Source organism: Desulfuromonas acetoxidans DSM 684 (assembly GCF_000167355.1).
Classification (GTDB): Bacteria; Desulfobacterota; Desulfuromonadia; order Desulfuromonadales; family Desulfuromonadaceae; genus Desulfuromonas; species Desulfuromonas acetoxidans.
Map to the genome: position 1 here is coordinate 1 of NZ_AAEW02000024.1, position 13595 is coordinate 13595.

Genomic DNA, 13595 nt, shown 5'->3' on the forward strand with positions numbered 1-13595 from the left:
GCATATCACCCATTAACACTTTGACGGGGTTTGGGAAAACCCCAACAACGAAGATAACCGTAATCACGAGTCGCGCTCATAACACCGCTACCTGCGTAAGTGAGAACAATCGTCGTATTCTCGTCAATGCCGCAACGCTCTAAAATACTATCCATAGTGGGGCCATCCACAACCATATACGGCGCTTCAGCCAATCCATCTAATCGTGTCTGGGATTGAACGCTACCCCAAGGGAATGCGCCAGGGATATGCGTTGAAGGGTATGCTTCTGTAACAACTTCCCCCTCAACAGTTTCGGAAGTTGCTTCAAGACTCAAAATAACAACACGACCATTAAAACTGTCCTCGTTGTTTACCAGCCCTGCATCCATCCATCCTTTCAGGATTTCCGGCGTAATCAAAACACTTGTATTCGCAAGCTCTTCAACAGGATCATTTGTTACAGTTGTCGCTTTATCGTAGCTATCAGAACCGCCACCACCGCCACCACAGGCGGTCAGAATAAAGCAGGATAGAACTACTGCTGCCAAAAGAACAACATTGTCTTTAGTGTGTTTGAACACCTTTCGAATCATACTGCCTCCACATAGATAACGAAAAATTGGAATACGTCTTACTCTGTCTAAAGCCCTCCTGATTAGCCTCCTTTCCCTTCAGACATAATAAAATGAACATTCAATCCACCATATATAGCGGAAAGAGAATCAACCTGAACTAACAACAACTTGTCTATTAGTTAATGAAGTACCGGCTAACAATTACGCAGAAGGATAGCACAAAATCAATTCGAAGGAACATTCTTTTCTACACAAAAAACTAAAAACCACCAACCATAACAAACACTTAATTGCCTATAAGGTATGCTAATAGGTAACTCTGGTAGTCATACTTTGTGCAGTCAAATGATGAAAATGATACCCCGTAGCAACTCTCGTCATCGTGAGCAAAGAACAAGCAGGAGATGTAAACATAGAACCCATAAAGTTTTTTACACATTTACAGCATAAGAAAACATCGTCACAGATTGATCATCGCCGGAGGTAAAAAGAAAAGCGTCGAGATAACTAAGCAGGATTTTACCAACAGAAGGGATGCGTTAAGGCTTCAGGAAGGCCACTCTTTCCCAAAGCGTTGAGCACTTACACCTAGGATCAGCACGTTTTAGCGCCGATGCCACAAAGAACCGATACGTGGAGCAAAGAACACAACGCACCGTTGCAGAAACAACAAATCAACCATGTTAATCAAGAAGAACAACGGTGAACAATTCAACAAGTTGCTCAACAGCCTGGCGGTCATGGTCCGTGTATCCGCCGCTTTTGTTAGCCAGCGCAAGCTGCCCAAAAAGGTGCTCATCACCGTCAAAAATAGGCAGAGCAAGGAAATGGTTAATTTTTTCGTTTGCTCCTTCAACAAACGACACGACCTCAAGTGAGTCCAGATCGTTAAAACACACATGATCGCGATAGTGATAGACACAGTTCAACAGAGAGTGCCGATTCTCAGACACAAAGGAATCAGACGACTGTCGACTTTGCAAGTATTCTGAAAACAAGGGGGTCTGTGCCAGAAAACGTTGCGGACCGTCCGCCCGTCGCATTGCGACAAAACCGTGGGGGCTGTTGGTTAGATTACGGGCATGGTCCAGCAGTTCATCGGCAATTTTCTCCACATTGCTCGGAGCATGAATAATGGAGCGCGACAGGCTGGCCAAACGAATGTTCAACGCCAGTTCCCACTGCAACGCCTGTTCGGAAGATTTACGATCAGAGATATCTTCAAAGCACTCAATTCCGCCGATAACTCGCCCTTGGGTATCTTTTAAAAAATCAACATTTTTACTGATCTCAATGAGTTTACCATCTTTGCGACGAATCGTGCACTCACGAGCCATAATGGGCTTGGGAACCGTGTCGTCGAACAACCCGCAATTTTCCTGGCAGGGTTTTTCTGCGAACAAAAAACACTCGTTCCCAATCATCTCATCAGCCCGATAACCGGTAAGTCGCTCGGCACACCTATTCCAGCTGGTAACAACCTTATCTACATTAACGGTAAAAATCGCACTGGGAACAACCCGTTGAATGAGATCAGATTTCTGCTCGGAACAAAACTGATGGATTTTGCTTTGTTCAAGATCGTCCAACAACAGATTAAACTCTGAGACCAGGCTGACAACTTCCCGTCCTTCAAAATCCGCAGTGGGAAGACGAACTTTATTCTCTTTTCTTAAATGATGAATCACTGTGGAAAGGTCTTTGAACGGCTTTTTTACGCTGGCCCTCACAATAAGCATCAAAACAATGGCCATGACAAAGAAAACGGCTCCAAAGAAGGTCAAACGCATCAAACTACCTTGGCGCAATTGAAAAATGTACTCACGTGGAAAAATGATTTGCACCAATGCGGTGTCCTGCTCACTCACATCTTCCAGCTTGAAGAAGACATGCAAAAAATCTGCTGATCCTCTTTCAACAACGACAGGTTGAGAGGGTGAAAGGTGTTCCGGATGAGGCCCTGTTGAATCAACGGGATATTTCAGCTTAAATTCAAAACGAAATTGTCGTGATAATTTATAGACAAAGGCTTTATCCACAGCACGAAAAAAAAGGAGGGAATAACGTCGATCCGGTAATTCTTGCGACGGCGAAACGATATCTGTCCCCGAGATCAGATACCAGCTTTGTTTATCTGCAAAATAACCCGCGAGCGGGGAACGGTAATTTCTGATCTCCTTCAAACCGCCATCATTGATTTTTGAGCTGAGCGAACCGACGGGATCTTCCATAGTACTATCGGCAAACAGGCTGAATTGGCAACGACCATCTGGACCAAGAACAGCAACAGCCGCCAATTGTCCTTCCGTCAGCATATCCCGAGTAAAAAACTCTTGCCAGAATTGCGGATTATTTGCGTGGGAGGCCTGGGTTCCCAGACCGGCGGCAAAACCAATCACCAACTGCTTCAATGATGCAATCTCACGTTCAAAAGCGAGCTTTACCACCGTTGCTGAATAGCGTGCTTCTCGTTCTTCAAGACGGATATAATAGGGAACAATTGCGACATACCAAAACAGGACAAACAGAGCCACAACGCTGGCGAAAAAGACTGTCAATCTAAGGGGAAGTCTCATATTGAACCTTACTTTCAGTGCTGGCATCGCACACTCTGTGAAACAGGGTCACGCCATCCACTGTGACCGCACGATAAAAGTAATTTTACATTAACAACATAAACGAAGGTGCCTGCAAATGCAGACACCTTCGCATCCTCCTATGTTTCCAAGCAAATAAGACTATCCATTAAAAGACCACCTGAACTTGTGCAGTCAAACTGTCAAAATCTTCGTATTGCGCGGACTCATCATCAAACTCAACCATTGAGTACTCCAGGGTAAACTTGAGATTCTGGCCACGCAGGTAATAGTTGAGGCCACCACCGTACCAGTCAATCTCCTGGTCATAAACACCATCGAGATAAGCCAGCGACCAGCTCTCAGCACGGAAGAAAAACTGTAACGGGGTTTCAGGAAGCATATACGCGACCTTCGTATAGCCACCATTCTTTTCGCCATTGACACCGATGATACCAGAATCGGGGTCTGCCCCTTTGTAGCCATCATCCAGGTCATAATCGACATAAGCTGTGGACAGTGTGAATGTGCCCACGCCCTCAATCGGATACTCAGCAAAGAAATCAACCGTCCACGCTTTGTAATCCACGGCATCTGTTTCATTTGCGCAATCCCCATAAGCCACATCTTCTTCAACTGAATACGCTGCACCAAGGGTAATCACTTTTTTCTTACCCATATACGTGCCTTTATAACCATAGCCCTTCTCACCATCAAGGAACGTGACATGAGCGCGTCCGGTATAGCGGAAGTTGGAATCAGGCGCGGATGCTGAGTCATTGCGACCATTCATGACATCGAGACGATATTGAAAAATGTTGTCAAACAGATTCCCCCAAACAGCCACCCCTTTATCACGTGTGGCGACATATGGTGCCCTGATGAGAACCGAGCGGTCCAAAGTCAGCGGCGCTTCACATGCCTCCAGATTTTCGCGCGTTAAATTGTACTTGAATTTACCTGCGCGGACGCGAAACGCATCATTGAACTTATAACGGATCTGGGCATCGAGCATCTGGAACTCGTTATCGGAACCGTCCGACACAGAAAATGGACCGATATTGACATCTTCGGTGTATTCGGTCTGGACGTAAATACCCAGATTGCCGTAGGCACCAACCAAAGAGATGCGATTACGACGGAAATTAAACTCCATGGTATCGTCATCATTGTCTGAGCCCGAACCGGTATCGCGATAATCCAACTGAAATTGCCCTTTGTAATCAAGCTTTAACAGGCCCTCATCGTCTGGGCCAAAGGTCCAGGTCGGTCCGGCAAAGGCCGATGTGGCAACCATTGCCACGCCTGCAACTGTAAGCAACACTCTTGATATAATGTTCACAACATTTCTCCTTTATCCGTTGTTTGCACAATACAGCGACGAACATTTGACAAGTTATCGCGCTCGTACTTAGCAGCCCCCAGCATCACCGCCATCTCCAGCACTGGGTGCACCGGCTTCATCACCACCGTAATACCAGTACTCATAGTCCTCATCTTCAATGGTATTGGCGCCCTCGTCATAAGGACTCAGGGGCGCATCAAAGAAGAACGGTTGCTGAATTGCTGTCGTGTTATCAGCAGGATAAAGATAGAACGGTTCACCTCCAGCACCATCGGAGGTTAAAACATCCGTAGCCCACGCTGAATAACCGTCCGGCAGCACATAAGCGGCGCTGGGGACGACAGTTTCATCCGTGGTCAAACTGCCCCACTGGCTCCAGGACCCATCATAGGTCATGACATCGACTTCACTACCGAGAACAATATCAATGGGAGCAAAACCGCTGGACGCCAGGTTACCGGCGCGGCAGTAGGTCATGATGGTTTTGGACAAATCAACGCCCAGATCATCAACGAGAAATGAACGCATCTCATCGGCAGACTTCAGGACGGTCACCTCAGTACCCTCAATCGTGGTCGTGGTTCTCAGACCAGCCAGCATGTTGTCCGTAACGCCATCAAACATCAAGCCCTGGAAAATCACATAACCGCCATCGCCCGCTTCACCATTGTAGGAACCATCCAACGTCTCAGTGATAGTGGCGGTCGTTACATTGGATGTATTTGCGTAGGTATTATAGGGAACCACGGTTTCTTCCGTCACACCGACAATCGCTTCACTCAAAGAAGCACGGGCATCAAAATCCGGACCGCCGGGTAAATCGGCAACACTGAAATTTGACGCTGCGACCGGAGATGCAGCTTCTGTGACATCATAGCCATAGGCTTGCCAGGCCGGCAGACCACCGTTGAGTACTTTGATTTTTTCCTTGGGAAAGCCCCAATAGCGGAACATGAGGTATGCGCGATCGGTTGTTGTATCTGGATAGCCGGTAGGAACGAGAACAATGGTGCTTCCGGCCTTAATACCGGCGGCCTGAATCGCATCATCCATGGCTTCGCCATCAAGAACCATGTTGCCACTCAGGACTGGACCATCGATACGGTCAATCCCCCGTGGTGCCGCCCACTCCTGAGTTCCGGCGATATGGCCACCACTGTAGCTGTTGGGTTGCAAGATAACGACATTCTCAAAAGCATCCGAATTAACCAAGCCGGCGTCCAGCCAGGCTTTAAGCGTCGGTGCATCAATCAGAACATTGTCAACCTGACCAGTAATCGGCGTCGTTGGTTGAGCCTCTGGCTCGTCATAACTGTCACCACCTCCACCGCCGCCGCCACAAGCAGTCAAGACAAAACAGGACAAAACAATTGCTGTGAATAGAAAAACATGACTTTTTGCGTGTTTAAAAACTCTTCGAATCATACTGCCTCCACATTAGATAACGAAAACTCAAACACCTACTTTTCAGTACGATCTAAAACCGACTCCTAATAAACCTCCTTCCCTGTTAATAAAACGAACATTCGATCCATCCATATATCATGTTTACACTATGAACCCCTTCAGCAACCTACGTTGCTGAAGGCTAATGAAGAATCAGTTGAACAATTGCGACGAATGATAACACAAAGCCACCAAGAAAGAACATTCTTTTCGAGGCAAAAACATTGCTTTGCTTGGCCCTATGGTCAGCACAGCCTCCCATAAGGCACATGCATAAACAACAAAAGCAGTTAGGCTTTAATCGCAGCCCAGGCGTTGGCCACGAGGTCGTCGGAAATTTCTTGCAAAGGGCGATTGACGACACACAGCAGACGCAATTCAACGGCACGCAAGACGACCCCGGTGTAACAAATGGCGGCAACAAAGAGGTCCTGTTTGCGAATAATACCTTCATTCATACCTTGCTCGATATAGTTCCGTACCAACTTGAAGGGTTCGGTAAAACAGATTGGGGAGGTGTCAGTCATAAATTCGGTGTGTTTCATATAGAGCATATATTCCATCATCACCGGGTCCGACTCAGCGATATCAAAACACAGCTCGGCAAACGCTTTGAGTTTGTCCTGGATCGTTGCGGCGCCCACCAGCCGCTCATTGAACATTTCCTGAAAATCGGCCAGCGTATCTTCATGGATCCGCCGCGCCAGGGTTTCCTTGTTGGCAAAATAGCTGTAAATGGCTCCGGTGCTGACTCCAGAGGCTTTGACAATGGCCGGGATAGACACGTTGTAATAACCCTTCTCAACGAAAAGTTCTCGTGCAACCTTCAGAACTTTGGCCATTTTCACATTTGGGGCAATTTGGCGTTTTTTCTCAGCAGCCATGACATTCTCCTATCGAGCAATAAATTTATATCAACATATCTAAACACACCCGAAAAGAAAAGATTAATTTCTAATTAGTCGGGCATACAATATCATTTTGTCACATATCCATTACAGGATTGATTACAGGATTGCTCAATACCGTAGCAGAGGGTCAGTCCTGCTGCGATGATTGGGTACAGCGTTTTAACACACTACCGGGGCGCGCCTCTTCAGCAAGGGCGGCATAACCGCCATCAAGAACAAAAACCTGATCGTACCCCTTAGATTGCAGGTACAGGTAACTCATAGCCGCACGTACGCCATGGGGACAAAAAATACCGATCAGCCGATTTTGAGGCAGTTCGGCAAATCGTGACGGAATCTGATCAAGAGGGATATGGATCACCTCGGCATGATAAACAAACCCCAGCGGCAAAGTCTGCTGCTCCGGTTCGGTCCGAATATCCAGCAAGACGGCATCGTCTATGGCAAAAAGGGCAACGGGGGATATTTTATGACGCGCCTGACCGACAAAATCAAGGGTCATCCGTTCCAACACCTGCTCCACGGCATCTTTCATGTCAACTCATCCTCTTTCTAGCACGGTGATCAACGCCATTCAATCTTCCAACAGTTATGGATATTGCGACGTCGGGAAAAATCCTCGGGAATGGTCTGTCGGGTAATATCTTCAATCACCAGATCGGCCAGCTGATCACGGTCCATCTTAAAGTTACGCAGATTATTTGAGAAAATCAAAACACCGCCGGGCGTCAACAGATCAGCGACAGAATAAATCAAATCAACATGATCGCGTTGGATGTCAAAATTGCCAGCCATCTTTTTAGAATTTGAAAAAGTCGGCGGGTCGAGAAAGATCACATCATATTTTTCATTGCACTCTTTGATCCATTGCAGGCAGTCAGCCCGAATCACTTGATGCTGCGGACCGTCAAAGCCATTAATTTTCAGATTTTTTCGCGCCCATTCGGTATAGGTGGTCGACATATCGACAGAGGTTGTCGAGCGCGCTCCGCCATCCGCCGCATAAACACTGACACTGGCGGTATAGGCAAACAAATTGAGAAAGTGCTTGCCCTGTGTTAACGAGCGGATCAGTTCACGGGTCTGGCGATGGTCGAGAAACAGTCCGGTGTCCAGGTAGTCGGACAGATTCACCAGGAACCAATTACCCCCTTCACTGATCTCAAAAAAGGAGCCTTGCTCGGCCTGGCGTTCGTATTGCTCGGATCCCCGCTGACGCTTACGGGTTTTGACATAAACCTGGTCGGCAGCAATGCCCAGTTCATCCGGCAGGACGGTGATAATCTCCCGCAACCGTCGTCTTGCCTGGCGTGTATCCACAGTGGACGGCGCCTGATACTCCTGAACGTGGGCCGCCCCCTCATACAGATCAATGGCGACGGCGTAATCGGGAAGGTCGGCATCGTAAACCCGATAACAGGTCACGTGTTGACGCTTGGCCCAACGTCGCAATTTTTTAAGGTTCTTACGCAACCGATTGACGAACATCTCGGCACCATCGCTGAGCTCCTCCACTTCGGCCAGGCCATGCGGCAACGAGACGGTCTCCCGGTAAAAATGCTCCGGTTCAACCTCAAAATGGAGTAACTGACATTTGAGCGCTCCATTGAAAAACTGATGTTTTTTACGGGCACGCATCTCCAACTGATGACCAAACTGGTTTCCGCTGGTAAACACACTGAGCTGCCAGTGCAAAAAATGTTCACGCACCCGTTGCCCGAGGAGCTGGTACAGTCCCATCAGCTCCTCCACCTCGCCCAACCGTTCTCCGTACGGCGGATTGGTGATGATCAATCCGGGTTGCGCACTGATCGGCTCATCACCAAAACTGGACAGCTCACGGCGCTCAAAATGGACCTTATCCTGTAACCCGGCATTGGCGGCATTATCCCAGGCGTTCTTGATCGCTGACGGATTCTGATCATAGCCCACCAGACGCGGCACTGTCTGCAAACCCTGCTCACGACGCTGTACAGCCTCATCGCGCAGGCGATTCCACAGATCGGCATCGTGCTGCCGCCAGTGCAGAAAGCCCATATAGTCACGCTTCAGCCCTGGTGCACAATCGCCGGCCATCAACGCCGCTTCCAGTACCAGAGTCCCGGAACCACACATGGGATCAACCAATGGAGCCCCAACCGCTGCCTTCTGCGGCCAACCGGCACGCAACAACAACGCGGCAGCCAGATGCTCTTTCAGCGGCGCCTTGCCGCCCTGCGTCCGATAGCCACGGCGGTGCAGACTGTCGCCGGACAGATCCAGACTCAGCGTCAGCACATCTTTAAGAATCCAGACATTGAGACGCCAATCCGGCTGATCAACGACGACATCCGGCCGAACGCCGCAGTGATCGCGAAAACGATCCACCACGGCGTCTTTGGTTTTCAATGCCGCATAGCGCGAATGGGTCAATTGCGAACTGGCCAGATTACAATCAACGGCAAAGGTATTGGACACATCGAAATGCTCTTCCCAGGCAAAGGCGGCCACCGCGCGATACAGTGATTCGCTGTCGGTCACGGGAGTTTCCACCACCGGCAACAACACACGACCGGCCAGACGCGACCACAGGCACACCCGATAGGCGGTCTCCAGTGAGCCATTGAAACGTACGCCACCACGCACCTGTCGGACATCCTGCGCCTGAAGTGTCTCCAGCTCTTCAGCCAGAAGGGGTTCCAACCCCTTGGAAGCGGTCGCAAAAAAATTCAGCTCACCAGCCATGTTTCGTGTGTCCTTTGACCTAAATAGAGAGAGCCTTTGCAAGGAGGCTCATGGGGCCCAGGGATGGGCAATCAAAACAACCGGGTCAGTTTACAACCCGGTTGTTTCGTGAGGTTTTGAAAATCGCATTTTTCAAAACTGTGCCTGCAAAAATCTCGTCAATTATTCGCCGTCAGCGATCTCGACAAGATGCAAGGAAAAGTTCAGGGCTTTTCCGGCCATGGGATGATTACCATCCAGGGTGATCTGGTCACCATCAATGGCGGCAACAGTGACCACCAGAGGAACGCCTTCCTGGGTTTGCGCCTGCAGTTGCATGCCCACTTCCACGTCCAGGTCAGCGGGCAACATGGAACGGTCAACCGCAGCACGCTGCTCTTCGTCGTATTCGCCATAGGCATCGGCAGCCTCAATGCGAATATCTTTCTTTTCATCAACAGCCATTCCAGACACGGCTTTCTCGAATCCGGGAATCACCTGGGACGCACCTAAGGTAAACTCCAGAGGATCCTTACCCTGAGACGAATCAAATTGTTCGCCGTCATCGTAGGTTCCGGTGTAGTGCACTTTGACGCGTTGACCTGGTTTTGCAACACTCATCAGTTGCCTTCCTTCCTGTGGTTCGGGTTTAAAAATCACCGCAAGCCCCCATCTGGGCCTTCCGATGGCGAAGATCTATTGGTCGTCGTGCGAGGACAACACCTCACGCAACGTGGTGTAACAGTTATATGGTATGGAGCCTATTGCTCTTATTTTCCCCAGTTCGGCACCACCATCCTCAATGCCGTGAAAATCAGAACCGCCGGTGGCAAACAACCCGCGCAGCCGAATCTGAGTCAGATACCATTCAATCTCGTCACAATTGGCTCCGTTATTATAGACCTCTACCCCTTGCAACCCCAGAGCGGTCAGATCATCCAACAAGGTTGTCATCACATCAGGGTCACGTGAGATATAGGGCGGGTGCGCCAGCACCGCCACGCCTCCGGCTTCGTGGATCAGGGCCATCGCCTCATCCACCGGGAAGAATTTTTTGGCGATGTTGCACGGCGACAGGTATTTGACAAACGCCTCCTCTACGGTCTTGGCATAACCGGCTGCCATCAACTCCATGGCAATATGTGGCCGACCAATGGTCCCACCGGCACGCTCGGCAACCTTTTCATAGCAAATCGGCTGCAAGCCGCGCTGTTGGAGACGTTCGTTGATTTTGTCAACAATCAGAGCATTGCGCTGACGGCGAAACTGTTGAAACTCGCTCAGTTCCTCAATGAGACGCGGATGGCGTGGATCAAAACCATAGCCAAGCAGGTGAATATCCTCGAACTCTTTCCATACACAGGACAGCTCGACACCGCTGATGACATCAATGCCACGCTGATGGCCGGCCTGACGCGCCGGTTCGACACCGTCAATATTGTCATGGTCACACAACGCCATGGCAACCACATGGTTTTGTGCAGCTTTCTCGATCAGCTGCTGCGGCGTAAATGCTCCGTCCGAACAACAACTGTGGGTATGAAGATCGACCTGTTCCATCATAACTCTATCCCGACTCGCCGCATCAAGCCGACGCCCCTGCTTGCTTGATCGACAACGAAATTCTTTTGCGCGTGGTGTCAACAGATAACACTTTAACATGAACCACCTGGCCAACCTTGACAATTTCCGCCGGATTTTTCACGAAGCGATCCGCCAACTCACTGATGTGGACCAGACCGTCCTGATGTACACCAATATCGACAAAGGCGCCAAAAGCCGCAACATTGGTGACACTGCCTTGCAACACCATGCCGGGCTGCAGATCGCTCATCTCCTGAACATCGTCACGAAAGCTGGCGGTTTCAAACTGACGTCGCGGGTCGCGGCCGGGCTTGAGCAGCTCATCACGAATGTCCCTGAGCGTCGGCAAACCAACCTCATCACAAACATAGCGTTGCAGATCAAGCCGTTTAATCTTGTCAGCAGCACCGATCAAGCTCGCCACATCCATGGCCAGGTCAGCGGCCATCTGTTCCACCAGGGCATAGTTTTCCGGATGCACAGCACTGTTATCCAGCGGATGAGCGCCCTTCACCCGCAGGAAACCGGCAGCCTGTTCATAGGCCTTGGCGCCGAGGCGCGGAACATCAAGCAGATCGCAACGCCGGACAAACCCGCCACGCTGATCGCGCTCTCGGGCAATGGCCTTGGCCAGAGTCGGTCCGATGCCGGACACATAGCCGAGCAACGCCGCCGAGGCCGTGTTCAAATCCCCCCCAACATAGTTGACACAACTTTCCACCACCGCATCAAGCGCCTGTTTTAAGGCGCGCTGATTGACATCGTGCTGATACTGACCAACGCCGATGCTTTTGGGATCGATCTTAACCAGTTCCGCCAGCGGGTCTTGCAGACGCCGGGCAATTGAGATAGCTCCGCGCACGGTGATATCCAGATCAGGAAATTCCTCCCGGGCGATTTCCGAAGCGGAATACACGCTGGCACCCGCCTCATTGACCATCACCACCGGGCAACTGTGATCATAGTCGCGCAGAGACTGACGGACAAACTGCTCCATCTCGCGTCCGCCGGTACCATTACCCACCGCCACCATCTCGACGGCATATTTTTCGATCAAGGCGCTGATCTGGCGGGAGAACTGTGGCTGCTGTGCTTTCTGGGTATGCGGATAGATGGTCACATGATCGAGAAACGCCCCCGTCGCGCTGACCACTGCCAACTTGGATCCGGTGCGCAAACCGGGATCAATACCGAGCACCACCACTTCACCGGCCGCCGGAGCCAGCAAAACATGACGCAAATTGTCGGCAAACACGGCTATCGCGGCCTCTTCAGCGATCTTCTTGGCTTCGAGGCGTAACTCGACTTCAATGGACGGCGCCAGCAGGCGATCATAGGCATCAGCAACGACAGAGGTAAAAAACTCCTGCCATGGCGAGCGACGTGGCGCCGCAAACAGGCGCGCTATCTCCTTGAGAATCTCATCGCGCGGCGTTTCCAATGTCAGGCGCAACACCTCTTCCCCTTCGCCACGCCGCAAAGCCAACATGCGATGGGAGGGGATCTGTTTTAACGGTTCACTGGCCTCATAATAACTTTCGTATTTACTGGGTTTATTGGCATAGTTCGCCGCAACCCGACTGACCAGCACCCCATGCTGCCACGTCAGATGACGCACCCGGGCACGAATCACCGCCTGTTCATTGATCTGCTCAGCGAGGATATCTCCGGCCCCCTTCAGAGCAGCGGCACCATCGGCCAGCTCATCATGTTGGTCGGCCAGTTGATCGGCCAACTGTTCAATGGCCGACCACGCCATTTCACCACGAACCAGACTCAGAGCTAAAGGTTCCAATCCTCGTTCACGAGCCATGGTGGCGCGGGTCCGTCGCCGTGGCTTGTAAGGCAGGTATAAATCCTCCAAAACTGCTTTATCGCGCACCTGGGCAATGCGACCACGCAATTCATCACTGAGCTTACCCGACTCTTCAATGGTGTTCAAAATCGTCTGTTTGCGCTGCGCCAACTCATGATAATACTGAAGCCGTTCCTGGAGCTGACGGATCTTCACTTCATCAAGTTCGCCGGTCTGTTCTTTGCGGTAGCGGGCGATAAACGGCACCGTGGCCCCGCCGGTCAGCAGGGTCGTGCAGTTTTGCACTTGCCATGAAGCTAAGCCGCTTTCTTCGCACAGCCACTCAAGAGGAAACTCATCAGTTGTTTTTTCACGCGCCATAAGGTGTCTTCCAGACCTTTGCAGAAACAGTTGACAGATATAAAAAGGTCCAGAGTCTAGCATGTTCACCGTCTGACTCCAAGATGAGATTCGGGCTTTTTCCCAGAGGCGTTGAAGACATGTTTACCGCCGGAGATGTCAGTCCGCTCCATCATCGCTGGCGGAATACGTTGCTGTCGAACCCACCGCCCTTCTCTCGCTCGGTCATGGCATCGCTCTCCATACTCAGAAGACAGAAAAAAGAAACGCCACACCTCCACGATCGGAACTTGGGACGAGCAGCCGTGTTCCAATCAG

General features: G+C 50.5%; 10 protein-coding genes. All 10 read right to left on the minus strand.

Features of this window, described 5'->3' with window-relative positions; all coding sequences use genetic code 11:
• Positions 1 to 5: 5 nt before the first annotated feature.
• The gene (locus DACE_RS14960; protein WP_006002614.1) at positions 6 to 575 is read right to left on the minus strand and encodes a rhodanese-like domain-containing protein; all 570 of its coding nucleotides are present in this window, start codon (positions 573 to 575) and stop codon (positions 6 to 8) included.
• 665 nt (positions 576 to 1240) lie between these two features.
• Positions 1241 to 3115 (minus strand): GAF domain-containing protein, encoded by a 1875-nt coding sequence (locus DACE_RS14965; protein ID WP_040367691.1) that lies wholly within the window; start codon positions 3113 to 3115, stop codon positions 1241 to 1243.
• A 187-nt stretch (positions 3116 to 3302) separates the two neighbouring features.
• The gene (gene extI / locus DACE_RS14970; protein ID WP_006002618.1) at positions 3303 to 4475 is read right to left on the minus strand and encodes a selenite/tellurite reduction operon porin ExtI; all 1173 of its coding nucleotides are present in this window, start codon (positions 4473 to 4475) and stop codon (positions 3303 to 3305) included.
• A gap of 69 nt (positions 4476 to 4544) precedes the next feature.
• Complete coding sequence (gene extH, locus DACE_RS14975) at positions 4545 to 5903, minus strand: selenite/tellurite reduction operon rhodanese-like protein ExtH (RefSeq protein ID WP_006002619.1); 1359 nt, start codon at positions 5901 to 5903, stop codon at positions 4545 to 4547.
• A 311-nt stretch (positions 5904 to 6214) separates the two neighbouring features.
• On the minus strand, positions 6215 to 6808 hold the full coding sequence (locus DACE_RS14980; RefSeq protein ID WP_006002622.1) for a TetR/AcrR family transcriptional regulator: 594 nt from the start codon (positions 6806 to 6808) through the stop codon (positions 6215 to 6217).
• Between the two features lie 154 nt (positions 6809 to 6962).
• Positions 6963 to 7370 carry a rhodanese-like domain-containing protein gene (locus tag DACE_RS14985; protein WP_006002624.1) on the minus strand — a complete coding sequence of 136 codons (408 nt, stop codon included), beginning with the start codon at positions 7368 to 7370 and terminating at the stop codon, positions 6963 to 6965.
• 29 nt (positions 7371 to 7399) lie between these two features.
• Positions 7400 to 9559, minus strand: a complete 2160-nt coding sequence (rlmKL, locus tag DACE_RS14990; RefSeq protein WP_006002625.1) for a bifunctional 23S rRNA (guanine(2069)-N(7))-methyltransferase RlmK/23S rRNA (guanine(2445)-N(2))-methyltransferase RlmL — start codon at positions 9557 to 9559, stop codon at positions 7400 to 7402.
• Between the two features lie 162 nt (positions 9560 to 9721).
• On the minus strand, positions 9722 to 10159 hold the full coding sequence (locus tag DACE_RS14995) for an FKBP-type peptidyl-prolyl cis-trans isomerase (RefSeq protein WP_006002627.1): 438 nt from the start codon (positions 10157 to 10159) through the stop codon (positions 9722 to 9724).
• Between the two features lie 75 nt (positions 10160 to 10234).
• Positions 10235 to 11101, minus strand: a complete 867-nt coding sequence (locus tag DACE_RS15000) for a PHP domain-containing protein (protein ID WP_006002629.1) — start codon at positions 11099 to 11101, stop codon at positions 10235 to 10237.
• Positions 11102 to 11123: 22 nt separating this feature from the next.
• On the minus strand, positions 11124 to 13298 hold the full coding sequence (locus DACE_RS15005) for a Tex family protein (RefSeq protein ID WP_040367694.1): 2175 nt from the start codon (positions 13296 to 13298) through the stop codon (positions 11124 to 11126).
• Positions 13299 to 13595 lie beyond the last annotated feature (297 nt).

Excerpts from the sequence above, each read along its gene's own strand:
- DACE_RS14985 (WP_006002624.1), bottom strand. The coding sequence starts at position 7,370 with ATGAAAGATGCCGTGGAGCAGGTGTTGGAACGGATGACCCTTGATTTT.
- DACE_RS14980 (WP_006002622.1), bottom strand. The coding sequence starts at position 6,808 with ATGGCTGCTGAGAAAAAACGCCAAATTGCCCCAAATGTGAAAATGGCC.
- extH (WP_006002619.1), bottom strand. The coding sequence starts at position 5,903 with ATGATTCGAAGAGTTTTTAAACACGCAAAAAGTCATGTTTTTCTATTC.
- DACE_RS15000 (WP_006002629.1), bottom strand. The coding sequence starts at position 11,101 with ATGATGGAACAGGTCGATCTTCATACCCACAGTTGTTGTTCGGACGGA.
- DACE_RS15005 (WP_040367694.1), bottom strand. The coding sequence starts at position 13,298 with ATGGCGCGTGAAAAAACAACTGATGAGTTTCCTCTTGAGTGGCTGTGC.
- rlmKL (WP_006002625.1), bottom strand. The coding sequence starts at position 9,559 with ATGGCTGGTGAGCTGAATTTTTTTGCGACCGCTTCCAAGGGGTTGGAA.
- DACE_RS14960 (WP_006002614.1), bottom strand. The coding sequence starts at position 575 with ATGATTCGAAAGGTGTTCAAACACACTAAAGACAATGTTGTTCTTTTG.
- DACE_RS14995 (WP_006002627.1), bottom strand. The coding sequence starts at position 10,159 with ATGAGTGTTGCAAAACCAGGTCAACGCGTCAAAGTGCACTACACCGGA.